The 25095-nt window shown below is 42.7% G+C and carries 20 protein-coding genes and 3 tRNA genes; 6 read left to right on the top strand and 17 right to left on the bottom strand.

Going from position 1 to position 25095, the window contains the following annotated elements; translation table 11 throughout:
* The first annotated feature begins 381 nt into the window (after window positions 1-381).
* Window positions 382-1263 carry a universal stress protein gene (locus tag EGC86_RS00115; protein ID WP_123776253.1) on the top strand — a complete coding sequence of 294 codons (882 nt, stop codon included), beginning with the start codon at window positions 382-384 and terminating at the stop codon, window positions 1261-1263.
* A gap of 138 nt (window positions 1264-1401) precedes the next feature.
* On the opposite strand, the gene EGC86_RS00110 is transcribed toward EGC86_RS00115, so the two are convergent.
* The 8 genes from EGC86_RS00110 to EGC86_RS00075 all read right to left on the bottom strand — a co-directional run bounded on the left by EGC86_RS00110 (window position 1402) and on the right by EGC86_RS00075 (window position 10019).
* Complete coding sequence (locus EGC86_RS00110; protein ID WP_123776252.1) at window positions 1402-2058, bottom strand: 3-oxoacid CoA-transferase subunit B; 657 nt, start codon at window positions 2056-2058, stop codon at window positions 1402-1404.
* Window positions 2059-2071: 13 nt separating this feature from the next.
* Complete coding sequence (locus EGC86_RS00105; RefSeq protein WP_123776251.1) at window positions 2072-2776, bottom strand: CoA transferase subunit A; 705 nt, start codon at window positions 2774-2776, stop codon at window positions 2072-2074.
* Window positions 2777-2842: 66 nt separating this feature from the next.
* Window positions 2843-3733, bottom strand: coding sequence for a hydroxymethylglutaryl-CoA lyase (locus tag EGC86_RS00100; protein WP_123776250.1), 891 nt, complete (start codon window positions 3731-3733; stop codon window positions 2843-2845).
* Window positions 3734-5764: an acetyl/propionyl/methylcrotonyl-CoA carboxylase subunit alpha gene (locus tag EGC86_RS00095; RefSeq protein ID WP_123776249.1), complete on the bottom strand. Its 2031-nt coding sequence runs from the start codon at window positions 5762-5764 to the stop codon at window positions 3734-3736.
* A complete protein-coding gene (locus EGC86_RS00090; protein ID WP_123776248.1) occupies window positions 5764-6579 on the bottom strand; it encodes an enoyl-CoA hydratase-related protein in 816 nt (271 codons plus the stop codon). Before EGC86_RS00090 ends, EGC86_RS00095 begins: the two co-directional genes overlap by 1 nt.
* A 38-nt stretch (window positions 6580-6617) precedes the next feature.
* Window positions 6618-8225 (bottom strand): carboxyl transferase domain-containing protein, encoded by a 1608-nt coding sequence (locus EGC86_RS00085; protein ID WP_123776247.1) that lies wholly within the window; start codon window positions 8223-8225, stop codon window positions 6618-6620.
* Window positions 8226-8313: 88 nt separating this feature from the next.
* Window positions 8314-9483, bottom strand: a complete 1170-nt coding sequence (locus EGC86_RS00080) for an isovaleryl-CoA dehydrogenase (RefSeq protein WP_123776246.1) — start codon at window positions 9481-9483, stop codon at window positions 8314-8316.
* A 125-nt stretch (window positions 9484-9608) separates the two neighbouring features.
* Window positions 9609-10019, bottom strand: coding sequence for a MerR family transcriptional regulator (locus EGC86_RS00075; protein ID WP_011638175.1), 411 nt, complete (start codon window positions 10017-10019; stop codon window positions 9609-9611).
* 318 nt (window positions 10020-10337) lie between these two features.
* Here EGC86_RS00075 and EGC86_RS00070 point away from each other — a divergent pair, with 318 nt between their 5' ends.
* Together EGC86_RS00070 and gndA are read left to right on the top strand one after the other, a co-directional pair.
* Window positions 10338-12254 carry a propionyl-CoA synthetase gene (locus EGC86_RS00070; RefSeq protein ID WP_123776245.1) on the top strand — a complete coding sequence of 639 codons (1917 nt, stop codon included), beginning with the start codon at window positions 10338-10340 and terminating at the stop codon, window positions 12252-12254.
* 253 nt (window positions 12255-12507) lie between these two features.
* Window positions 12508-14037 (top strand): NADP-dependent phosphogluconate dehydrogenase, encoded by a 1530-nt coding sequence (gene gndA, locus EGC86_RS00065; protein ID WP_123776244.1) that lies wholly within the window; start codon window positions 12508-12510, stop codon window positions 14035-14037.
* A gap of 70 nt (window positions 14038-14107) precedes the next feature.
* On the opposite strand, the gene EGC86_RS00060 is transcribed toward gndA, so the two are convergent.
* Entirely contained in the window at window positions 14108-15001 is an 894-nt protein-coding gene (locus tag EGC86_RS00060; protein WP_123776243.1) for a 1,4-dihydroxy-2-naphthoate polyprenyltransferase, read from the bottom strand.
* A 207-nt stretch (window positions 15002-15208) separates the two neighbouring features.
* Between EGC86_RS00060 and tesB the strand changes: the two genes are divergently transcribed.
* The 3 genes from tesB (at window position 15209) to EGC86_RS00045 (ending at window position 17818) form a co-directional block, all read left to right on the top strand.
* Window positions 15209-16069 carry an acyl-CoA thioesterase II gene (tesB, locus tag EGC86_RS00055; protein ID WP_011638171.1) on the top strand — a complete coding sequence of 287 codons (861 nt, stop codon included), beginning with the start codon at window positions 15209-15211 and terminating at the stop codon, window positions 16067-16069.
* Window positions 16070-16078: 9 nt separating this feature from the next.
* Window positions 16079-16480 (top strand): YbaY family lipoprotein, encoded by a 402-nt coding sequence (locus EGC86_RS00050; RefSeq protein WP_123776242.1) that lies wholly within the window; start codon window positions 16079-16081, stop codon window positions 16478-16480.
* 102 nt (window positions 16481-16582) lie between these two features.
* Window positions 16583-17818 carry an MFS transporter gene (locus EGC86_RS00045; RefSeq protein ID WP_059744391.1) on the top strand — a complete coding sequence of 412 codons (1236 nt, stop codon included), beginning with the start codon at window positions 16583-16585 and terminating at the stop codon, window positions 17816-17818.
* Here the strand turns inward: EGC86_RS00045 and EGC86_RS00040 are convergent.
* The 8 genes from EGC86_RS00040 to EGC86_RS00005 form a co-directional block, all read right to left on the bottom strand.
* The gene (locus EGC86_RS00040; RefSeq protein WP_123776241.1) at window positions 17815-19188 is read right to left on the bottom strand and encodes a sigma-54-dependent transcriptional regulator; all 1374 of its coding nucleotides are present in this window, start codon (window positions 19186-19188) and stop codon (window positions 17815-17817) included. The genes EGC86_RS00045 and EGC86_RS00040 overlap by 4 nt on opposite strands.
* A gap of 2 nt (window positions 19189-19190) precedes the next feature.
* The gene (locus EGC86_RS00035; protein ID WP_123776240.1) at window positions 19191-20987 is read right to left on the bottom strand and encodes a sensor histidine kinase; all 1797 of its coding nucleotides are present in this window, start codon (window positions 20985-20987) and stop codon (window positions 19191-19193) included.
* A 100-nt stretch (window positions 20988-21087) separates the two neighbouring features.
* Complete coding sequence (locus EGC86_RS00030) at window positions 21088-22485, bottom strand: TRAP transporter large permease (RefSeq protein ID WP_123776239.1); 1398 nt, start codon at window positions 22483-22485, stop codon at window positions 21088-21090.
* Entirely contained in the window at window positions 22485-23144 is a 660-nt protein-coding gene (locus EGC86_RS00025) for a TRAP transporter small permease (RefSeq protein WP_041413121.1), read from the bottom strand. Before EGC86_RS00025 ends, EGC86_RS00030 begins: the two co-directional genes overlap by 1 nt.
* A gap of 65 nt (window positions 23145-23209) precedes the next feature.
* Window positions 23210-24229 (bottom strand): TRAP transporter substrate-binding protein, encoded by a 1020-nt coding sequence (locus EGC86_RS00020; RefSeq protein WP_123776238.1) that lies wholly within the window; start codon window positions 24227-24229, stop codon window positions 23210-23212.
* Between the two features lie 401 nt (window positions 24230-24630).
* Window positions 24631-24706, bottom strand: a tRNA-Ala gene (locus EGC86_RS00015).
* A 36-nt stretch (window positions 24707-24742) separates the two neighbouring features.
* Window positions 24743-24818, bottom strand: a tRNA-Glu gene (locus EGC86_RS00010).
* A 132-nt stretch (window positions 24819-24950) separates the two neighbouring features.
* A tRNA-Glu gene (locus EGC86_RS00005) sits at window positions 24951-25026 on the bottom strand.
* Window positions 25027-25095 lie beyond the last annotated feature (69 nt).

Genomic DNA, 25095 nt, shown 5'->3' with positions numbered 1-25095 from the left:
TCGGTCACTAAGTTCATCCAAAACTCTATCAGCAACCAGAATGAGTGACATAACAAAGTTGTCTTTTGCCATATCTCTGCGCTAAGTTGGTTAATATATAATTGATTCATATTGCTTTACAAAAGTTGATTTCGATCAACTTTTGTACCGATACTTGAGCACAAACTTACGCTATTGGCTAATCTAAAAATAGTTACTTGCTCATGTTTTGCTCAGTTTTTTAACTTCATTTTTGCTAGTGGAGTATTAGCGAGATAATTAGTTGGGGAAGCCTACTCATCAGCTTTGTTAAGCTTACCGATAGATGTTTGTTTAATGGAGTAAATTGATTTTTTTCAAGCGTTTTGCACAGTAAAAATTGGCTTGTATAAGGAGATTTAAATGGACAAAGTGTTTATTATTGCACAAATGGAACAGGCGCATACCGACGCAGTAGCCAGCGGTTTGCAACTGGCAAAGCAATTGAACAAAAATGCGGAAGTCTTTGCTTATTCTTATGCTTATTTTAGTGGTCCTGAAAGTTATAACCCTCGTTTAGTCAGCGTTGCTCAAAAACAGTTAATGGATCAACGAGAAGCTGAATTAAAGCAGCATCTCTTGGATCTTAAAGGTGAAGATATTCCGGTACACATGGTGTGGAGCAAATATTTATTTGAACATGCCTGTCATCATTCTATTCGTCATGGGTTTGATCTTATGGTGAAGGCTGTACATCATGCCGACCATTATTTACCCACTGACTGGCAGCTGATACGCCATACGCGGATCCCGTTATTATTGTTAACCGATAATCCACTTAATAAAGGCAATGCAACGTTGATGGCTGTCGATCTTGCTACTCATGATCCTATTAAACAACAGCTCAATAGCGTTGTGGTGGCATATGGTAAGCAACTTGCAGAAGCTACAGGGACCAAATTACATTTAGCTTTTGTGCTTAGGGTACCCAAAATATTACGAGATATGGATTTGATTGATACACATGCTCTTGTTAAAAAGGCATATAAAGATCATCAAAAACAGATTGCTCAATTTAATATGGATCCCGAATGTATCCACATTATTGCTGGTGAGCCTGAGCTGTGCTTGTTTGAGCTAGCCTGCAGATTGAAGAGTGAATATTTTGTGATTGGTGCTCGGCAACGAGAAGGATTATTAGGACGGATTATAGGTAATACTGCTGAGTTGGTTTTAGAGCGAATGCGCAGTAACGTATTGATTATTCCAGCAGATGATCAACTGCTTGCGCCTTTAACCTGGTAGTTTTTCTGCAAATTAACGGTCACATCAACGAACCGTTAGGTACTTTTAGTTAGTTGTCATTTTAAAAAATACAAAAAGCCCGCATTACTGAGTATATCCAGAGTGGCGGGCTTTGTTATATTAACCATTTAAGATTAATTAAAAAGTCATTTCTGGCACATGGTCTGGTACCACTAACTTACCAGCTGTTTTTGTGACGATTTCTTCAACAGACACGCCAGGGGCACGTTCAAGTAAATGGAAAGCGCCATCTTTAATTTCCATAAAGGCCAAATCTGTCATTACGCGTTTAATGCAACCATAACCCGTCAATGGCAGTTCGCATTTTGACAATAACTTTGAGTTGCCGTATTTGTCTGCATGCATCATGGTGACAATAATGTTGTCAGCGCCAGCGACTAAATCCATTGCACCGCCCATGCCTTTAATCAGTTTTCCTGGGATCATCCATGAGGCGATAGAGCCGTTAACATCAACTTCAAATGCGCCTAACACGGTGAGATCTACGTGGCCGCCACGGATCATCGCAAAGCTTTCTGCTGATGAAAAGAATGACGCGCCAGCCACTGCGGTAACCGTTTGTTTGCCGGCGTTGATAAGGTCGGCATCAATGTTTTCTTCTGTCGGAAACTCGCCCATGCCGAGTAAACCGTTTTCAGATTGCAGCATCACTTGCATGCCTTGAGGAATATAGTTAGCCACAAGGGTAGGGATCCCAATACCTAAATTAACGTAAAAACCGTCTTGTAATTCTTTTGCTACGCGCTGGGCGAGTTGTTCTCTGGTCAGTGCCATGGTGTTGTCTCCCTTATTTCGCAGCTTTGACGGTACGTTGCTCAATTCGTTTCTCAAAGCTGGCTTTGATAACGCGATCAACATATATACCCGGTGTATGAATATGGTTTGGATCTAACTCACCTGGTTCAACAATCTCTTCAGCTTCAACCACGGTAATTTTACCTGCGGTGGCCATCATTGGATTGAAGTTAGCGGCGGTTTTGCGAAACACCAAATTACCCATGGTGTCGGCTTTCCAGGCGCGAACTAAGGCAAAATCTGCCGTTAATGATTCTTCTAATACGTAGTGACGACCTTTAATTTCACGGGTTTCTTTTCCGTCAGCAATCGGCGTTCCGTAACCTGTCGCGGTGAAAAATGCCGGAATACCCGCGCCGCCAGCACGAATTTTTTCAGCCAATGTGCCTTGTGGCGTGAGTATCACATTAAGCTCACCAGACAACATTTGTTGTTCAAAGGTGGCATTTTCGCCAACATAAGAGGCTATCATGGTCGAAATTTGATGTTGTTTAAGTAATAAACCTAAACCAAAATCATCAACGCCAGCGTTGTTTGAAATAGCGGTTAAGCCTTTTACACCCAATTTAACCATGTGGTTAATTAAACCTTCAGGAATACCACATAAACCAAATCCGCCGACCATAATGGTCATGTTGTCATTCAGTCCTGCTAGTGCTTCTTCATAGCTGTGGACGACTTTATTGAATCCTGCCATCTTGTTGTCCTTATTTGTTATGTTCCAAGGGCAAGCGATTTGCCTCACCCCTGTGAGTATATGTGATTATGTTCTGATTGCATTTGCCACTTTAGACCCATTACTTCGGCCTAATGCGTGGCTAATGGTATCGCCCGCCAGTGCAAGCTTAGCGAGGTCAATACCGGTATCAATCCCCATGCCATGAAGCATATACACCAAATCTTCTGTGGCGAGATTGCCCGATGCCCCTTTTGCATATGGACAACCACCAAGACCAGCAACTGAAGCATCAAACACGCTGACACCGGTTTCAAGGCAGGCAAGTATGTTGGCTAACGCTTGGCCGTATGTGTCGTGAAAATGCAAAGCTAACTTATCAACAGGAACCACTTTGGCGACAGCCTCAACCATTTGCCGGGCTTTATTGGGAGTGCCAACGCCGATGGTGTCGCCTAATGAGATTTCGTAGCAACCCATCTGGAAAAGGATCTCTGATACTCTAGCGACTTCACTCACTGCAATGTCGCCTTCGTACGGACAACCGAGTACACAAGACACGTAGCCACGCACTGCAATCCCATGTTGTTTGGCGGCTTCCATTAACGGAATAAAGCGCTCGATTGACTCATCGATTGAGCAATTAATATTTTTTTGACTGAAGCTTTCTGATGCTGCGCCAAAAATAGCCACTTCGTCCGCACCTGCAGCAAGGGCTAGTTCAAACCCTTTTAGGTTAGGTGTTAATGCACTGTAAACCACACCAGCTTGTCGTTTGATTTGCTGTAATACGGCATCGGAATCGGCCATTTGTGGCACCCATTTGGGTGACACAAAGCTGCCTGCTTCAATACGCTTAATACCTGCATCACCAAGTTGTGTGATTAGCGTGAGTTTGTCTGCAGTGGTCACCGGCACTTCGTTTTGTAAACCGTCACGCGCGCCGACTTCAAAAATGCTCACTTTAGTCGGTAACATTTACGCTTCCTCGACGTTAGCTTCAGAGGCTAATGGTTCAACGTTTAATAATTGTGCACCGTCACTGACAAGCTCACCGCTTTGGAAATAAAACTCGCTCACCACGCCATCAAACGGCGCTTCGATGGTGTATTCCATTTTCATGGCTTCCATCACTAATAAACCTTGGCCCGCTTTGACTTGTTCGCCCACTTCCACTAAATGAGTCACAACAGTGCCATTCATTGGTGCTTTAAGCTTATCTGCATGGTTAATCACTTCTTCAATCACTTGAGCCAATATGGCTTTAAAGTGATAACTGCCAGAAGGTAAAAAGAGCGTAAAGTCATCGCCTTGATGGCTTACAGGGATTTTGCTCTTATGGCCATTAATCTCAGCTAGGAGTAAATCGGCTTTAAGTTCACCCGCTAACGTCAACATTTGGTCATGTAAACACAATTGATATTGTTCGCCAACGGCAGTCAGTAGCAAGTCATGCTGTTGTACTTCGGCGGATGCGTCAGTTAATAACGACACACGATGCACGCTTGAACTGTTTAGTCTAAAGCCGCTCACTAGGCCCCAAGGTGAATACGGGTCAGCACTGTTTATGGCCAACGCTTTTGCCGCTTGTTTACGTGACAACACTTGGAAAAGTCCTGCTAGTGCTAACGCGGTATCTGCTTCAATAGCAGCGTCACCAATTAAGGTGTCGCCATAACGCTCAATAAAGTCAGTACAGAAGTCTGCCGCAGCAAAAGCTGGGTGTTCAGCAATGTTGGCTAAAAACTCGATGTTATGTTTAAGGCCACTGATTTGGTATGACTCAAGTGCGTGTACTAAACGTTGTAGTGCGCGAGGGCGCGACTCATCCCACACAATCAGCTTGGCGATCATAGGGTCATAAAAGTTACTGATGACATCGTTTTCACGAATACCTGAATCGATACGCACGTGACGATTTTGTTCTGGTTCACGTAAAAAATTGAGCTTACCGCTGGCAGGTAAAAATTCGTTTTGCGGATCTTCAGCGTAAATTCGCACTTCAAATGAATGACCATGAATACGCACTTCATCTTGGCGCAGCGGTAATTCACCACCACTGGCGACAACTAGCTGCCATTTTACTAAGTCTTGGCCAGTCACCATTTCGGTAACAGGGTGCTCTACTTGCAAACGGGTGTTCATTTCCATGAAGTAGAAGCTGTTGTCGGTATCCAGTAAAAACTCAACGGTGCCTGCGCCAACATAATCAATGGCTTTGGCGGCAGCAACGGCGGCGTTCCCCATTTGAGCTCGTAGTTCGTCTGACAAACCGGGGGCTGGTGCTTCTTCAACCACTTTTTGATGGCGACGTTGAATTGAGCAGTCACGATCAGATAAGTAAATAGCGTTGCCTTGAGTGTCGGCAAACACTTGCACTTCAACATGACGTGGTTGACGTAGGTAGCGTTCCATTAACAGTTTGTCATTGCCAAATGACGAGCTGGCTTCACGACGTGCTGATTTAATAGCTTCAAGAATTTCACCGTCGTTTTCAACGATGCGCATTCCTTTACCACCACCACCATAGGCAGCTTTAATCAGTAACGGGAAGCCAACAGCTTTGGCTTCTGCTATTAACGTAGCATCCGTTTGATCGTCGCCATGATAACCCGGCACTAAGGGCACATTGGCTTTTGACATGATTTCTTTAGCGGCACTTTTACTGCCCATCGAATCGATAGCATCACTGCCAGGGCCGATAAAGGCGATACCATTTTGCTCACATTTACGAGCAAACTCGGCATTTTCAGACAAAAAACCATAACCAGGGTGAATGGCTTCCGCGCCCGATTTTTTAGCTATCTCGATAATTAAATCAGCTTTTAAATATGAGTCCGCTGGGGCGCTGCCACCTAGATAAAACGATTCATCTGCCATGGCTACATGGCGGGCATCTTTGTCAGCATCGGAATAAAGGGCTATGGTGCGAACACCCATGGTTTGAGCCGTTTTAATAATACGGCAAGCAATTTCACCACGGTTAGCAATCAGTAATTTGGTAAACATTATTGGGCTCCTTGTGGATCAGATTTAGCGGTTTGCCATGTTGGCGTACGTTTTTCAAAGAAAGCATTAAGGCCTTCTTGACCTTCATCTGATACACGAATCCGAGCAATTTGCTCGCTGGTAAAATTGAGCGTAGCGTCGTCAATCACGCCGTTTTCTAAATGCGATACGAGATTTTTTGCCCATGCCATGCCCTGAGGACTGTTGGCATTAAATGCGGTGATAAAAGGAGCCGCCGCTGCATCTAAGTCGTCGTTAATTTCGTGAATAACTTGATGAGTTAAGGCAACATCAGCACTAAAGCGTTCAGCGGTCAGCATAAAGCGGCGTGATTGGCGATTACCCATGGCACGAATCACATACGGACTTATCACAGCAGGGATAAGCCCTAGCTTCACTTCGCTTAAACAAAAGCTTGAACGGGTGTTAGCAATGGCGATATCGCAGCAGCAAATCAGCCCTAATGCACCACCAAAGGCTGCGCCTTGTACTAAGGCAATAGTTGGTTTTGGGAACTTGTCTAACACGTGCATCAGCTTGGCAAGCTGGTGGGCATCAGTCAGGTTTTGGTCAAAGTCCATCAGTGCTTGTTTGCGCATCCAATTGAGGTCGGCGCCAGCACTGAAGTTTTTGCCATTAGCACGTAATATCAACATATTGCATTGACTGTCTTTGGCAAAGTGTTCGATAGCCTGGATCATCTCGCTAATCATCACTTCATCAAAGGCATTATGTACTTCAACTCGGTTTAAAATGAGCTCTGCCACCCCTTGTTCTAGGCGGCATTCAATGAACTTATATTGGTTTGATAACATTATTTATTACTCCTTAATTAGCTGAATTAACCGCACAATTACATGCGGAACACCCCAAAGCGGGTATCTTCAATAGGAGCATTTAATGCTGCCGATAAGGCTAAGCCGACCACGTCGCGCGTTTGTGCCGGATCAATAATGCCATCATCCCAAAGTCGGGCACTGGCATGATACGGATGACCTTCTTTTTCGTATTGCTCAACAATTGGTTTACGGAAGGCTTGTTCATCTTCTGCTGACCATTCGACCCCTTTACGAGCTAAACCATCGCGGCGCACTGTGGCTAATACGCCAGCAGCTTGTTCGCCGCCCATTACCGAAATACGGGCGTTTGGCCACATCCACATCATGGTCGGTTCGAATGCGCGGCCACACATGCCGTAGTTACCTGCGCCATAACTGCCACCGATAATCACGGTAAACTTAGGCACGTTGGCGCAAGAAACCGCGGTCACCATTTTGGCGCCATGTTTTGCAATGCCTTCGTGTTCGTATTTTTTACCCACCATAAAGCCGGTAATGTTTTGCAGGAATAACAGCGGAATTTTACGTTGGCAACATAGCTCAATGAAGTGAGCGCCTTTTTGGGCCGATTCCGAAAACAAAATGCCGTTATTGGCCACAATTCCTACTGGATAACCATGTATACGTGCAAAACCACACACTAAGGTTGCACCGTAGTTGGCTTTAAATTCGTCAAAGTCAGAGTCATCAACCACACGGGCAATGACTTCTTTTACGTCAAACGGCTTTTTAAGATCGGTACCAACAATGCCGTACAATTCATGGATATCGAACTTAGGTGGTTTGACTGGGCTTAATAAGCTTTTGATTTCTTTTTGATGATTAAGACGCAGTACTGCACGGCGAGCGAGTTCAAGCGCGTGGTCGTCATTTTGCGCTAAATGATCGGCAACACCCGATATTTTAGTGTGAACTTCTGCACCGCCAAGTTCTTCTGCACTGACTTCTTCACCTGTCGCTGCTTTCACTAATGGAGGTCCGGCTAAAAAGATGGTGCCTTGATCTTTAACAATAATAGACTCATCGGCCATTGCAGGAACGTAGGCGCCGCCTGCGGTACACAAACCCATGACGACAGCAATTTGCGGAATACCTTTGGCTGACATTTGCGCTTGGTTATAAAAAATTCGGCCGAAATGATCGCGATCTGGAAATACTTCATCTTGGCGGGGTAAATTAGCGCCGCCTGAATCGACTAAGTAGATACACGGTAAGTGGCAACGGTTGGCAATGTCTTGGGCACGTAAATGCTTTTTAACGGTAATCGGGTAGTAAGTGCCGCCTTTTACGGTGGCGTCGTTGGCGATAATCATGCACTCAACACCACTGACGCGGCCGATACCAGCAATGACACCAGCGGCTGGAACTTCTTCGTCATAGACTTCGTAAGCGGCAAATTGCGATATTTCTAAGAAGGGTGAACCCGGGTCGAGCAGCTTTTCAACGCGCTGGCGTGGCAATAATTTACCACGAGATAAATGGCGTTCTAATGCGACAGGGCCGCCACCTTGTTCGATTTTATTTAGTTTTTGTTGAAGATCATCGACCAATAACGCCATGCTGTCTGACTTGGCTTTAAATTCGTCACTGCGAGGATTGATACGGCTGCTCAGTTGCGTCATTTCTATATCCTTAATGAAGCAAAAAATAGGGGGCTTGATTAAGGCGACATGACACGCTTGATATGCCGCCTTCGTACTGGAATGCTAGTTACTTTGACTCGTTAAACAATTCGCGACCAATTAACATGCGGCGAATTTCAGAGGTGCCTGCACCAATTTCGTAAAGCTTAGCATCACGTAATAAACGGCCAGTTGCGTATTCATTCACATAGCCATTTCCGCCCAGTAATTGAATGGCATCTAAGGCCATTTTAGTGGCAAGTTCTGCACTGTACAAAATAGCGCCAGCGGCATCTTTACGAGTGGTTTCACCACGGTCACAAGATTTAGCCACACTGTAAACATAAGCGCGGGCAGCGTTCATACCCGTGTACATATCGGCTAACTTGCCTTGCACTAGTTGGAATTGACCAATTGACTTACCAAACTGTTCGCGTTCATGAATGTATGGCACCACTATGTCCATACAAGCAGACATAATGCCTAATGGGCCACCAGACAACACTACACGTTCATAATCAAGGCCACTCATTAACACTTTTACGCCATTATTGAGGCCGCCTAAGATGTTTTCTTCTGGCACCTCGCAGTCTTCAAACACCAATTCACAGGTGTTCGAACCGCGCATACCTAGCTTGTCGAGTTTTTGTGCTTGGCTAAATCCTTTCGATCCACGCTCAACGATAAATGCGGTAATGCCATGAGCGCCTTTTTCTAAGTTGGTCTTGGCGTAAATAACATAGGTATGGGCATCAGGCCCGTTAGTGATCCACATTTTATTGCCGTTAAGGATGTAACGATCGCCTTCTTTGCGAGCATGCAGTTTCATTGACACTACATCAGAACCGGCATTGGGTTCGCTCATGGCAAGTGCACCAATGTGTTCGCCACTGACAAGCTTTGGTAAGTATTTAGCTTTTTGAGCGTCATTACCGTTACGGTTAATTTGGTTCACACATAAGTTTGAGTGAGCACCATAACTTAACCCAATAGAGGCTGATGCGCGGGAGATTTCTTCCATTGCGACAACGTGAGCAAGATAGCCCATGTTAGCGCCGCCATATTGCTCATCAACAGTAACACCTAATAAACCCATCTCGCCAAGTACTGGCCATAACTGATTAGGGAACTCATTGTCGATATCGACTTGGGCGGCCATGGGGGCAATTTCGTTGGCGGCAAAACCACGAACGGCGTCACGTAACATGTCAACATCTTCACCTAAACCGAAGTTTAAACTGGTATATAAATCGCTCATTTTCATGTGTCCTGTTTAATTTTTTATGGTCTGGTAAAACATTTGCTGCCAACGCTTTATGGTTGCGTTTTTGGCAGTGGGGCAAAGCTATTGGCTGAATTGAGTCAGCCAGTTATTTTTTGTAGTTATTTGGCTTTCTTAGTCGAATTGTCGGCTAATGCCGCTTTGCACTGTTGTTCGGCTGAATTTAGCTCCATTAGCACGACTTTAATGTCGTCCATTTGTTGTTGAAGAGCTGATTTTTTCTCGTTCACTAAATCAAGCATAGTTTGTAGTTGAGTTGAGCTGCTTTTATCCGCGTCGTAAAGTTCAAATAAACGTCGTGTTTCTGCTAAAGAAAATCCAAGGCGTTTGCCGCGTAAAATAAGTTTTAAACGCACTCGGTCTTTCAGGCTGTAAATTCGGGTTTGCCCGCGACGCTTAGGTTTAATCAAGCCTTGGTCTTCGTAAAAACGAATACTGCGGGTGGTGATATCAAATTCTTTTGATAAGTCACTGATTGAATATGTTGATTGAGGAATGTGGGTTGTGCTCATCATGTCACCAAAAGTGTTTCTTTTGATGCAAGATATATGAAGTTTACGTAAAGGTAAAGTTTGGTGCGGTTGTTTCAGCTTTTAAACTGTGGATATTGTGTTAATTTTGCTTGCCACTTATACCATAATTATACCTTAACCATCTGTTCTGTTTTGTATTTTTTTATATTTGTCATTTGTTCTGCTTAAGTTAAACACTCGATTGAAATTAAAGGTATTTCTCGCATTATGTAACGCTATTATCCCTTGGTCTAATAGGGCTATTTGATAAATTCTGCTCATAATCAATTTAATAAATGCTGATTAACGGAGAACAATATGGCTGAGTTAGGACTATCAATGCACGCACAATCGATAGCCGAGCCTGAAGTATTTTGGCAACAAGCGGCAAAATCCATTCATTGGGATGTTGCGCCAAAAAAGGTATTAGATGACAGCGACAAACCGTTTTATCGTTGGTTTGCTGATGGTAAGATGAACACCTGCTTCAATGCCGTTGATCGCCATGTATTAGCTGGGCGAGGCGAGCAAACTGCAATTCACTATATTAGTCCTGTGACGCAAAACGAATACTCTATTAGCTATCAATCTGTGTTGGCTCAAGTTAAACGCTTGGCTGGATTGATGGTGTCTCTTGGCGTCGAAAAAGGCGACCGAGTGGTTATTTATATGCCAATGGTGCCAGAAACCGCCTATGCCATGCTGGCATGTGCACGGATTGGTGCAATTCATTCTGTGGTATTTGGTGGTTTTGCCGCCAATGAGCTTTCGACTCGTATTAACGATGCAAAACCCAAGTTAATTCTGTCTGCTTCATGCGGTATTGAGCCTTCTGGTGTCGTACCGTATAAGCCTTTACTCGATGACGCATTATCTCAAGCACAACATCAAGTCGATCACTGCATTATTTTAAATCGTACTGAATATCAAGCACAACTACAGTCACCAAGAGATCTGGATTGGTACAGTTCACTGGTGGGTGCGCCTGACGCTGATTGCGTGTCGCTCGATGCGACCGATCCTTTATATGTTTTATATACCTCTGGTACCACTGGCCAACCTAAAGGTGTAGTACGTGATAATGGTGGCCATGCAGTCGCATTAGCATGGTCGATGAAACACATTTATGACATTGGTGTTGGCGATGTTTTTTGGGCGGCATCTGATGTTGGCTGGGTGGTAGGGCATTCATATATTGTTTATGGGCCATTGCTTGTGGGTGCGACGACCATAATGTACGAAGGTAAGCCTATTGGTACTCCCGATGCCGGTGCATTTTGGCGTATTATCGAGCAAAAAAATGTTCGTAGCTTTTTTACCGCCCCCACAGCTATTCGTGCCATAAAACGAGAAGATCCTGACGGCGAGTTTATTAAACAATTTGATTTAACTTGTCTGAAGCAAATGTATTTAGCGGGGGAGCGTTGCGATCCTGACACCTTAAATTGGAGTCAGCAGCAGTTAGGTAAACCTGTAATTGATCATTGGTGGCAAACCGAAACCGGTTGGCCAGTCGCGGCAAATTTGATGGGCACCGATCCGATAGAGATTAAAGCCGGATCGCCTGCGCGCGCAGTACCTGGATACCAAGTGGAGATTCTTGATGCTATGGGGCAACAAGTGGCTTCTAATGAAAGTGGTAATGTGGTGATAAAGCAGCCTTTACCACCAGGCACATTAACGACCTTGTGGCAAAATGATAAACGCTATATTGACAGTTACTTGTCTATGTACCCTGGTTATTACTTAACTGGAGATGCTGGTTACGTCGATGAAGATGGTTATTTATACATTATGAGCAGAATTGATGACATCATAAATGTTGCCGGACACCGATTATCTACCGGTCGATTTGAAGAGGTCTTATGTCAGCATGAAGCCGTTGCTGAGGCTGCGGTAATTGGTGTGCAAGATAAACTGAAAGGCCAGGTGCCCCTTGGATTAGTGGTTCTTAAAAATGGCGTTACCTTATCAGATGAAGCTCTTTATAAAGAGTTACTTGCACTAGTTCGTCATGAAATTGGCCCAGTGGCTTCATTTAGGCTAGTCAGTGCTGTGCAAAAGTTGCCTAAAACTCGCTCTGGAAAAATATTACGCGCCACAATGCGTAAAATTGCTGACAATCAAGAGTACACCATGCCAGCAACGATTGAAGACCCACAAACCTTGGATATTGTTCGCAATGCGCTGACTAGAATGGGTTATGCTAATGCACTAACTACTGAATTAACATGATGTTACTCTTCAATAATTAACCGTAGTATAAGACGCGGTGATTTTTAATCGAAACCATAAAAAACCAGTGTTTTTATGGTTTTTTCTATTGTGACAAGATGTTACCTCCTAATAAACAGATTGAGCATACATTGTAAAAAACAGCGTTTCCGCGTTTTGTGACTGGTAATTTAGTTACAAGAATCGCTATAATTGCCACCCAAATGGATTCGCACTACGCGATTAATCTCTGTGACCTGTGGAAACATACACTATGAATAACCACACCCAACAATCTCACATCGGCGTTATCGGCCTTGGTGTTATGGGCAAGAACCTCGCATTAAACATTGCTGACAACGGCTACCATGTTGCAGTTTTCGATTTAGATACTCCAAAAGTCAACGCCGCTGTGGCTCAAGAAGAAAGTGAGCGTAAAGCCGGTACGGCACCGCGCATGCAGTCATGTAATAATCTTACAGAAATACTGGCTAAATTAGTTGAACCTCGAGTGATTGTTTTATCTGTGCCTGCTGGTGGGCCTGTTGACGGTGTGTGTAAATCGTTAATCGAAGCTGGTATTGAAGCCAATGATATCGTTATTGATACGGGTAACAGCCTTTGGACCGATACGGTAGAACGCGAAGCACGTTATAAAGATAAGTTTGTTTTCTTTAGCTCTGCAGTGTCTGGTGGCGAAGTAGGTGCACGTTTTGGTCCATCGCTAATGCCTAGTGGAGATGAAAAAGCATGGCGTTATGTTGAGCCAATTTGGAAAGCCATTGCTGCTAAGGTGGATTCTGTAACAGGTTTACCGATTGAGCGTTTTGAGCCTGGCAATCCAGTAACCGAAGGTGAGCCATGTACGACTTATATTGGTCCTGCTGGTTCTGGTCATTACGTTAAAATGGTTCATAACGGCATTGAATATGCGGATATGCAACTTATTTGCGAAGCTTACCAGTTACTCAGTGACGGCTTAGGCATGTCTGCCCATGACATCGGTGATGTGTTCAATGGTTGGAATAAAGGTATTCTTAACAGTTACCTTATGGGGATTAGTGCTGAAGTCTTACAACAAGACGATCCCTTAACTGGCAAGCCGTTAGTTGAAATGATTTTAGATAAAGCAGGCCAAAAAGGCACTGGTTTATGGACTGCAGTGAGCAGCTTGCAAATTGGTTGCCCAGCGCCAACGATTGCAGAAGCTGTTTATGCACGCGCAGTGAGTACTCAGAAAAACTTGCGTATGCAGTTAAGCTCGAAGTTAGCAGGACCTGCACCAGTCAGTTTTAGTGATGCTGAAAAAGCTGAGTTTATTGCTAACCTTGAAGATGCATTATATTGCGCTAAAGTGTGCTGTTATGCTCAAGGTTTCCAGTTGATGGCGATGAATGCTAAAGAGCAAAATTGGTCTTTAGATTTTGCTGAAATTGCTAAAATTTGGCGAGCGGGTTGTATTATTCGAGCGACATTCTTGCAGTCTATTACTCAGGCTTATCAAGAAGATGCAAACCTAGCAAACTTATTAATGGCCGACACTTTTAGCCAGACATTGTCGCAAAAACACCTTAACTGGCGTAAAACGGTTGCAGCCTCTATTATGCAAGGCATTCCTGCACCTTGTATTAGTTCGGCTATTGCCTATTACGACAGTTACCGCTGTGAGACATTACCCGCTAATTTATTACAAGGTCAGCGCGACTTTTTCGGTTCACATACTTTTGAGCGCACCGATAAGCCCGCTGGTGAGAAATACCATTTAGATTGGAGTGCAAAACAACGCACTTTGTCTAAGGTGTAATTACGCTTACGTTAAAAAAGGCGCTTCATTTTACAATGAAGCGCCTTTTTTATTTAGCTAAGGAAAATGGTTAGGTCAGCGAAAAGTACAATCCAATGCTAAATAAGACGCTAAAAATCATCGTCAATTTAGCTGTTTGTCCAAGGATCGGATTTAATGCTTCACCTGAGTTATCGTAAAATTCGCGGCTGAGATTACGCGCAATGATTAATGATGCTCCCGATAATAATACAGGTAATCCATCGAGTGACCCGAGCAGGAATCCCGCGATAATGATACCAAATGGTAAATAGACAAAACTTTGGTACAACACTTTAGCTTGTGCTTCACCAATTCGTACCGCAAGGGTATTTTTACCTGCTTTAGTGTCGGTAGAAATGTCTCTAGTATTGTTGACTAGCATGATGGCCGCATTAAAAAAGCCAATAGCACAGCCAAGTAACCACGCTGTCATGGTGGTGGTGCCTGCTTGTAAATAGTAACTGCCAACAACGGCGACTAAGCCGAAAAATACAAATGCAGCAATTTCACCTAATCCATGTGACGCAAGTGGGTAGGGGCCTCCGCTATAACACAACGCGCCCAATATAGAGGCTGTTGCAAGAATGGCAATGGGCCAGCCACCGTGAACGATCAGTAATGAACCCACTAATAGTGATGTAATAAGGCAACCGATCATGGCGTTTCGTACTGATGAAGGCGCAAGTATGCCGCTTTGAGTGACTCTTATTGGACCGAGACGCTCTTCGGTGTCGATACCATTCTTAAAGTCAAAGTAGTCATTAGCGAGATTAACTGAAATTTGCAATAATACCGCACATAGCATTGAGGTGAAGGCGATGAGTAAGCTAAATTGTTCGAGCCCAATCGCGAGCATGTTTCCAATTAATAATGGACCGATTGCCGCCGGTAACGTACGAGGACGGATAGCCATAAACCATGATTGCATTGAGCTAGGTTGCATAATATTGTGAGACGCACTGTTGATTAGTTATGTCTAATAGCATACCAAATATTCAATAAGGCTGCAGATATGAATATTTGCGTTGCATCACTATTTTGTGATTTGTCACAAGATGACTTTAATTCAGCTATTACCATAGAATAAGCTAGAAAACATCAGCTTAACTGAGGTAACCTTAACGTTAATCCAAGTTGTAGAGAAGGTGTTATGAGTCAGGTATTAAACGATTTATTGTCATTGTTGTCACTTGAGAAGATTGAGTTAGGTCTGTTTCGCGGCCAGAGTCAAGATTTAGGCTTCGGGCACGTGTTTGGTGGCCAGGTGATGGGGCAAGCGTTAAGTGCTGCAAAACAAACGGTTAGTGAAGACCGTCATGTACATTCTTTACACTCATACTTTTTACGTGCCGGTGACGAAAAGCTGCCGATTATTTACGATGTTGAAAATATGCGCGACGGAGGAAGCTTTAGTGCGCGTAGAGTGAAAGCGATCCAGAAAGGTCGACCTATTTTTTATATGACCTGTTCGTTCCAAACGGTTGAAGAAGGCTTTAATCATCAAGATGTCATGCCTGATGTGCCAGGACCTGAAGGTTTATTGAATCAGCAAGAACTTGCCGTGACCATGCGTGATAAAGTACCTGCGAAAATGCTCGAAAAATTTATGGCAGACTCTCCGATTGAAATGCGTTTAGTTAACCCAGTTCATCCTATCGCGCCAAACACCACAGAGGCAAAAGGGTATGTATGGCTACGTGCCAATGGACAAGTACCATCGGATCACAGTATTCAAGAGTATTTACTCGCTTACGCATCGGATTTTAATTTTTTAGCCACAGCAACTCAGCCCCATGGGGTGTCTTTTTTAACTCCAGGTATGCGTATGGCCACTATTGATCATGCCATGTGGTTCCATCGCCCATTTAATATGGGAGAATGGCTCTTGTACTGTATTGATAGCCCCAATGCAGGCGGTGGACGTGGATTTGTTAAGGGGCAGTTTTTTGATCAGCAAGGACGTCTTGTGGCTTCTGCCACGCAGGAAGGTTTAATCAGAATGACCAAGTAGGACGCTAACATGTTAATAATTAAGAAATGGATACAGTTCGCCGTTGTCACTTTGATTGCCATCATACTGAATGGTTGTGTGACGATTGAGCCTGAAAAACCAGTGATTGTGAATGGTTATGCAGGTTATGCAGAAAAAATCGCCTTGCCACAGGGATGTAAAATTAACATCGCATTGATTGATTTCAATACTCCGGGGGCGATTATTTCTCAAAAAAACTTTGATATAGCCAGAGCACCCGTTCCATTTAAATTCACCTTACCTGCTGAGTTAGTCAAAAGCGGTGTTGATTACGGTGTTGTGGCAATGATCACTTATCAAGGTAATGCTATTTTTCAAACGTATGATAAGTTCCGTGTGATCAGTAACGGTCAATTTACCACTCAAGTGTTAATGAAACGCGTTAAATAACCACTTCGTAATCTAGTTCACAAACTCTTATGCCCGCCATTGATCTATTTATTTGGCGGGTAATAATCTGTTTTCTACCCTAATGTGCTGTTTAGGTTGTTTATGACAGAGTTATCTCAGACTTATCGTTCGCATGCGCAAACTCGTTTAATTTGGGCCTTGTGCATCGCTTCTATGGTGATTTACATTAATTTGTACACAGTACAAGGTATGCTGCCGTCTATAGCGGAACATTTTGATGTGTCTGGCGCACAAGCTACTTTGGTGTTATCGGTTACCAGTTTTACCTTAGCTTTTTCATTACTTTTTTATGCGGTTTTATCTGACCGGATAGGACGGTTGGCCCCTATTGTGGTGAGTTTATGGTTACTTGCTGCATCTAATATATTGTTGATTTTTGCTCAGACTTTTGATGACTTACTTTGGGTTCGTTTACTTCAAGGTATTTTGCTTGCTGCTGTTCCTGCGATTTCGATGGCCTATTTTAAAGAGCAATTGGCACCTTCCTTTATGCTAAAAGCTGCTGCCGTATACATTATGGCCAACAGTATGGGCGGCATCGCAGGACGAATTTTCGGTGGGTTAATGGCCCAAAATTTATCGTGGCAGTCGTCTATGGGGTTGATATTTTTGGTAACGTTAATGGGAGTGGCATTGGTAACGTATTTATTGCCGCGTAAAGAAATTAAGCCCCCAGTGGTAAAGCAAAAAGTCTCTTTGATGCATAAAGTAAAGCAAGACATCGATGGCTTTATGTTCCATTTGTCAGACTCGCAGATGCGCCTTGCTTATGCCATTGGTGGCTTAGCATTTATGATGATGGTTAATCAATTTAGCTTTATTCAATTGCATATTATGGCTGAACCTTATGGTTTAAGTCGCTTTAATGCAACCTTGATTTTTCTATGTTATTCAAGTGGCACCTTCGCTTCTTATTTGTCGGCAAAATGGATTATGCGCTATGGCTCGATGCCATTATTTAGGGTGGCGTTATGCTTGATGGTCGCTGGCACGTTGTTGACCTTAGTGGATACATTGACTGCTATTGTGGTGGGCTTTTTGATCAGTGCTTGCGGATTTTTCTTAACTCATAGCTGTTGCAATTCGTTTGTAGCTATCCGTGCAACCAGTCATCGTGCTAAGGCAACATCGCTGTATTTATGTTGCTACTATCTTGGTGCATCTCTGGGAGGGCCTTATTTAATGCTATTTTGGCACGAAGCAGAATGGAATGGAGTGGTTGTCGGATCGATGAGCCTTTTGGCATTGCTTTTAGTGGCTATCTGGCGTTTAGGGATACATCAACAACAGGTTATTGATGTATCCAAAGCGAGTTAACTCTCGATAAATTGTTTACGGTCTAAGTCAAACTTGCGCATTTTGTCGTACAAGGTCTTACGCGGTAATTCGAGCTGCTCCATTGTTAGCTTAATACTGCCTTTGTTATGGCTTAAAGCTTCTTCAATCAACATCCTCTCAAAGAACTCAACTCGTTGTTGAAGTGACATGCTAGTGTGCATAGTCGTGTGGCTGTCTAAATTGCCCGCAAAAGCGGCTTCTGCACCCAGTAATACATAACGCTCTGCTAAGTTGCGCAACTCGCGTACATTGCCTGGCCAGTCGTGAGAGGTTAGCACCATGGTTTGCTGGGGATTTAATGCAATGAGTGCTTTATGGTAACGAGCAGAAGCAATTCTGGCAAAATGTAAAAACAGTAATGGAATGTCTTCTCGGCGATCTCGTAGTGGAGGAATGACAATGGTCACCAGGTTAAGTCGGTACAATAAATCTTGTCTGAATTTCCCTTCTTCACACAGTTGTTGCAAGTTTAATTTTGTTGCGGCAATAACTCTTATGTCTAAATTTATCGGTGTATTTGATCCTAATCGTTCGACTTTACGATCTTCCAACACTCGCAGTAATTTAACCTGTAAAGCCATAGGAGTGCTTTCTATTTCATCTAGAAGTAGCGTGCCACCATTAGCATATTCAAACTTACCAATCCGGCGTTTGTCTATGCCAGTGAAAGCACCCGATTCAGCACCAAAGAGTTCACTTTCAATGAGGTTTTCAGGGATTGCACCGCAATTAATGGCGACAAAATTGGCTTTGTTACGATAGCTGTGGTCATGCAGATATCGGGCGACCAGTTCTTTACCTGCGCCTGTTTCACCTTCAATCATGATATCTGCCGGTGTGTCTAGCACTTGGTCAATAAGGTGGCGCATTTTCATTACACCAGGACTACTGCCTAAAATACGTGGGCCAGGTGCTATGTGCGATTCAAGTTCGCGTTTAAGTTTACGGTTCTCAAGTGTTAGCGCACGTTTATCTAATGCGCGTTTGGTCACATCGAGTATATGTTCGTTGTTAAATGGTTTTTCGATAAAGTCGTAAGCACCTTTTTTGAGTGCATCTACCGCCATGGCGATATCACCAAAACCCGTTAATAGTACTACAGGTAAGTCACTGTCTTGTTTTTTCAGTTGTTGCAATAAACTTAAGCCATCGAGTTGCGGCATATTGACATCAGAAATCACTATACCTGGCCAGTTAGCGCTTATTTGGTTAGCTATATATTGTGGGTTCGTAATCGCCAGCGCGCTGATATTCTCTAGTTTAAATAATTGCTGTAATACGATACCGATATGAGGTTCATCATCAACAATAATGACTTGATAATTATTGATGTCTTGTATTTGAGTCACGTTTACACTTCCTCGCGTAAATAAAGTGGCAAAATGATATGAAAAATAGCCCCACCGGGTATGGCATTCTCGACAGTAATAGAACCTTGCATTGACTCAATAATCCGCTGCGAGATGGACAACCCTAAGCCCAATCCTTGACGCTCACTGGTGGTGTAGTAAGGTTCAAAAATTTTGTTCATCTGGCTTTCTCTTACACCAGGACCACTGTCTTGGATACTTATATTGACCTTACTGTCGCAGTAGACTTCGATTTGTAATTGTCGCTCGGTAGATTGTTGCATAGCGACGATAGCGTTACTAATAAGATTAACGAGCACTTGTTGTAATCGCACGTTGTCGCCCCATATTTGGCATTTACCCGTTAATAATTTCAGCGATAACTTAACGCCCTGTTTGTCCATTTCAGGTTGAACAATGGTAAGTGCTTGCTCAATCGATTGATTAATTTCGGTGGCGTTATCTTTACCCTGAGATTTACGCGTAAAGCTTTTAAACTGACCAATAATATCTGCGAGCCTATCGGTGAGTTCTATCATGATTTTGATATTGCTGCTGGCATCTTCAATCATATTACGGCCAATGAAAGTTTGGGTGTTTTGCGCATAACTACGTAGTGCGGCTAGCGGTTGATTGAGTTCGTGGTTAATGCTGGCGGACAGACTGCCTATGACCGTAAGCTTTGCAGCTTGGATCAGTTCGTCTTGGGTATCTTTAAGTTGAGTATTGGCTTGTTCTAACTCTAATGTGCGTTCTTTCACGCGTTGTTCTAATAGGTTTTGGGCTTGACGCATCCGAAGAAAGTTTTTTCTTCGTTCTAAGCTGTAAATAATAAACAAGGCCAGTAATAAGTAAAGTGTCGCCGCTAGCAACATAATAGGCGGTAAAGACTCATATAACGGTTTCATGGGGGTTAGAATATGCACATTCCAGTTAGCATTAGGCATTAACTGGTGGCGTTCTAAATACTTCTCTTTGCCTTCAGAAGACGAGATTTGGTATACCTGAGTCGTGCTTGACTCACCTAAGGCAAAATTAGGGGTAATGCTAAGCTCACCAATGGGCCGGTTTGCATAGCGTTTTGATGAATTAAGTGCAAAACGTTTTGCCTGTGTTAGCGGCGTTAATGAATTAAATCGCCAACTATTAATGCTTGAAAGAAACACTATATTGTCAGGATCGCTAATCATAAACTCATATTGGCTTGCGATGGCAATGCCACTACTTTGTTGTTCAATCAAACTTATATCAACTTTCACAACCACTACACCCAATACCACTCCCTTGTGATATACCGGATTAGCAAAGTAGAATCCGCGCTTATTGGATGAGGTACCTACTGCATAATATCGTCCAGACTTTCCTGATATAGCATCAATAAAGTAGGGCCTAAACGAATAATCATGATTTATAAAAGAGTTGGGTACATCCCAATTGCTGGCGGCAATAGCAACTCCGAGCGCATCAGTAAGGTAAATATCTGACGACTCTGTAACTTGCTGTAATTCAGATAAATAAGCGTTAAGTTTTTCGATTGTTTGAGGATTGCGTTGATCAAGTAACCCTTGCTCTAAGATGGGGTTTTGCGCGAGCACTGCTGGAATATTTTCGTAGTGTGAAAGGGCGTTATCAATAAAAATTACCAGTTCATTGATTTGTTTTTCAGATTGTTCAGCAATGGACTTTGTGCCCTGTTCAAGTAAATACCAATACGTAACTTTTAGGGTCAGTAATAACCCGATGATGAGCATGATGCTCAGTACAATTTTACGTTTTTTGGTAGTCGAGAATGAAAGCATGCATATTCCCAATCGGTAATAGTTATGATGATTATTGAGCATGTGTAAAAAAACGAGCCTTAATAAATTAAGGCTCGTCTATAATACGCGAATTATCAAGCTAATAGCCGTTTAATTTGTCTATATACTCAGGTAAAAATAGTGAAATTTGAGGGATATAGGTAATCAACATCAAGAAACCGAGTAACAATACCAGCCAAGGCAGGCACGATTGAATTACCCACCCCATACTTTTGCCTGTTATTCCTGCTGTGACAAACAGATTGAGCCCTACAGGCGGTGTGAGCATGCCTATCTCCATATTGACCACCATAATGATGCCTAAGTGAATAGGATCGATACCTAACTGGGTTGCGATAGGGAATAATATTGGCGCCATAATCAACAGAATAGCTGAAGGCTCCATAAAGTTACCCGCAGCTAATAACAATAAGTTGACGATGATCAAAAAACCCCATGCGGGTAATCCAAATCCGACAATCGTTTCGGCAATAATATGTGGAATACGCTCGGTGGTTAATACGTGGGCAAACAGCATGGCATTAGCAATAATGAACAACAACATAATGCTAACTTTAGCGCCATCACGTACTACATGACGGATTTCTTTGTCGGTTGGAGTTTTAATAACGGCAAGCATCATGTGCCCTATATTGCGTAATGAGGCGACGATTAAAGACTCTTGTTTATTTCGCCAAGCAACATTCTTGAGTGGTCCAATATCCCGATAGCCAAATACTGCAATAAAGTAAGCATACACACAAGCTACGGCCGCTGCTTCAGTTGGACTGGCAACACCACCGTAGATTGAACCCAGTACAATAAGAATGAGTGCTAATCCACCCATTGCTTTAGCACTTGATATGCTTAGTGCTTTTATTCCAGGGAAAGGGCGCGAAGGCAGTTTTTTAATTCGTGCAACAATGTAGATTGCTAACATTAAAATACAACCCATCATTAAGCCTGGAATTAAACCAGCCATAAACATTCTAGCGGCAGACACTTCTGTCGCAGCTGCATAAACCAGCATTACAATCGATGGTGGAATTAAAATGCCTAAGGTACCTGAAGTAGTGATAACGCCTGCGGCAAATTTTTCTGGATAACCTGCGCGTACCATACCAACAATAACAATAGAGCCAATAGCAGCCACAGTTGCAGGTGATGAACCAGATACCGCGGCAAACAGCATACAAGCCATCACCGATGCCATAGCAAGACCACCGCGTATATGACCTACGCTGTCCATTGCAAAGTCAATAATACGTCTTGCTACGCCACCAGTAGACAAAAATGCCGATGATAGAATAAAGAATGGAATTGCCAATAAAGTGTAGTGTTCTGAAGTCGACTCATACAGTTTTAAAACTATTGAAGCGAGCGAATCATTTGAATATAACAAAATAGTTAGCATGCTTGAAAAACCTAATGCGATAGCAATAGGCATACCAATCATCATGCAAATAAATAAAGCTATAAATAGGGTTGCTATAGTCATTATTTCGCTTCCTTATCATTTTTTTCTAGTTGTTCTGATGATGTGGATAGCGCAGCTTCATCGATTAAATGCATGCTGTCTTTTGCTTCATCGGCCAGTTGGAAACCAACAGCTTTATTGCGCAAAATAGCGATAAATAATTCTATAAAACGCCATGTGAGCATTGAAAATCCGATAATTAAAATACTTTGAGATAACCAAATAGGAACAGCGCCATCTTCTATATCGATGCGCAATGTTTCCCAAGCAAAATCTGGATCCAATTGATGAATAAACCATGCAGGAAAGTCGATATCTTCCATTGGAATACCAATTTGGTACATTTGGCTAAGGTAGTCCCAAGCTCCTTTTAAAAACATTCCGCAGTAAATAATGCAACACAGGCACGCAAAGATAGCGACCGCTTTCTGTGGCTTACCAGATAGCTTAGACACAAACGCATCAACACCAATATGTGCTCCTACTTTCACGCCATAGGACATGCCAAATAGTACAAACCAACCACAAAGAGTAAGGGTCAGTTCTTGGATCCATAAAAAACCGGTATTAAAAAAGAAACGGGCAATAACTTCGCCAAAAACCAGCAGCGTCATTAATGTAATTAATAAATTAAGGAACCCTTCTTCAAAATAACCAAATAGTCTTGAAATCACGGTCATACTCCTTGAATAAAAAAAGGTGGTACTGATGCAAGAATGCATCAGTACCACGTCAAGTGTTGAGACTATTTAGTATTAGCAGCTTGTGCTGCATCAATCATGTCTTTACCAATTTGATCTTCAAACTTAGCCCAAACTGGTTTCATTGCGTTAACCCATTGCTGGCGTGCAGCAGGCGTTAATGTGACTAGTTCTGAACGCTTAGAATCAATAATCGCCTGTCTATCTTGGTTATCTTTTTCTGAAGCAATTTTATTACCAAGAGCAATCGCTTCATCAAGTGATGATTTAAAGATGGCACGTTTATCAGCGGGTAGACCTTTCCAGAAGGTATTTGAGGTCACTACCATATAATCTAAAACGCCATGATTACTTTCTGTGATGTGACTTTGCACCTCATAAAATTTCATTGAATAGGTATTTGACCAAGTGTTTTCTTGACCATCAATAGCGCGTGTTTGTAGCAGAGTAAACACTTCAGAGAAGGGCTTTTTAACTGGAATGGCACCAACAGCATCAAACTGAGCTGCAATAACGTCAGATGCCATAATACGGAACTTTTTGCCATTCGCATCTTTTGGTAATGCCAAAGGATCGTTCGCAGAAAACTGCTTCATACCGTTGTGAAGATAACCTAGACCAACAAGGCCTTTACGGTTCATCGCGTTTAATAATTTTTGGCCTGAATCTGATTGCTGAAAACGATCAACTGCGGCCATATCTTCAAACAAGAAAGGTAAATCGAAAATCTGTAGTTTTTTGGTAAAGCGCTCAAACTTAGATAATGATGGTGCCACAAATTGCACATCGTTTAGCAGAAGTGCTGCTAGCTCATTGTTATCCCCAAATAACTGTGAGTTAGGAAATACGTTAACAACATATTCACCTGGTAAACGTTGCTCAATTAATTCTTTAAACTTAAGTGCCATTTGTCCTTTTGGAGTATTTTCCGCAACAACATGCGAAAATTTAATTTCTATAGGTTCAGCAAAAACATTAAAGCTCGCTGCAAGAATAGCAGCAATAGTCGCTAGTTTAGCAATTGACTTGAGCGGATGTGTAAAAGTACTGGTAGATTTTTTCATGATAATTAACTTCCTTTTTTTAGTGTTATATTTTCCTCAAGGTGGTGACTTGTCCCAGAACAAGTACGCCATAAACGCTTTATGAGGATAGATAAAACATAGCAAGCATTAGGCCAGAATGTTAATTATTTGTAACTCAATGAAATATATTAACTTTAATTTAATAAGGAAACAGGAGAGTGATTTTATGTGTGGATTGTCACACAGCAAAAAAATCTTTATGGGTGGGATGTCACACATTTGCGCTGATCGTGATGTGAGGATGGTATTTGTTGCTGGCTGAGGAATGTGAGTTTATATGGACTTAATTAAAAGGAGGGATATATAAAAATTAGACATAAAAAAACCACCTTCCGGTGGTTAATCTATTAATGCAATATATGCATTAAATACCAAATAATTGGTGGAGCTACACGGGATCGAACCGTGGACCTCTTCACTGCCAGCGAAGCGCTCTCCCAGCTGAGCTATAGCCCCAAATTCTAGCTGACTAAAACTAAAATTTGAAAAATATGGTATCCCATAGGGGATTCGAACCCCTGTTACCGCCGTGAAAGGGCGGTGTCCTAGGCCTCTAGACGAATGGGACACATTTGATACGTTATACTCTGTATCGAGTGAATACTCATTGGTGTCTGTAGGCTAAACACCAGTGCTAAATAGATCATCAAACACATTTTCTAAAACAACAGTTTCGAATCATGTTCAACCATCTTAAATATGGTATCCCATAGGGGATTCGAACCCCTGTTACCGCCGTGAAAGGGCGGTGTCCTAGGCCTCTAGACGAATGGGACACATTTGATACGTTATACTCTGTATCGAGTGAATACTCATTGGTGTCTGTAGGCTAAACACCAGTGCTA

It is taken from the genome of Shewanella frigidimarina (assembly GCF_003797125.1).
In the GTDB taxonomy this organism is placed as follows: Bacteria; Pseudomonadota; Gammaproteobacteria; order Enterobacterales; family Shewanellaceae; genus Shewanella; species Shewanella frigidimarina.
The sequence above is the reverse complement of the archived record's forward strand: the minus strand, read 5'-3'. Positions and strand labels throughout refer to the sequence as shown.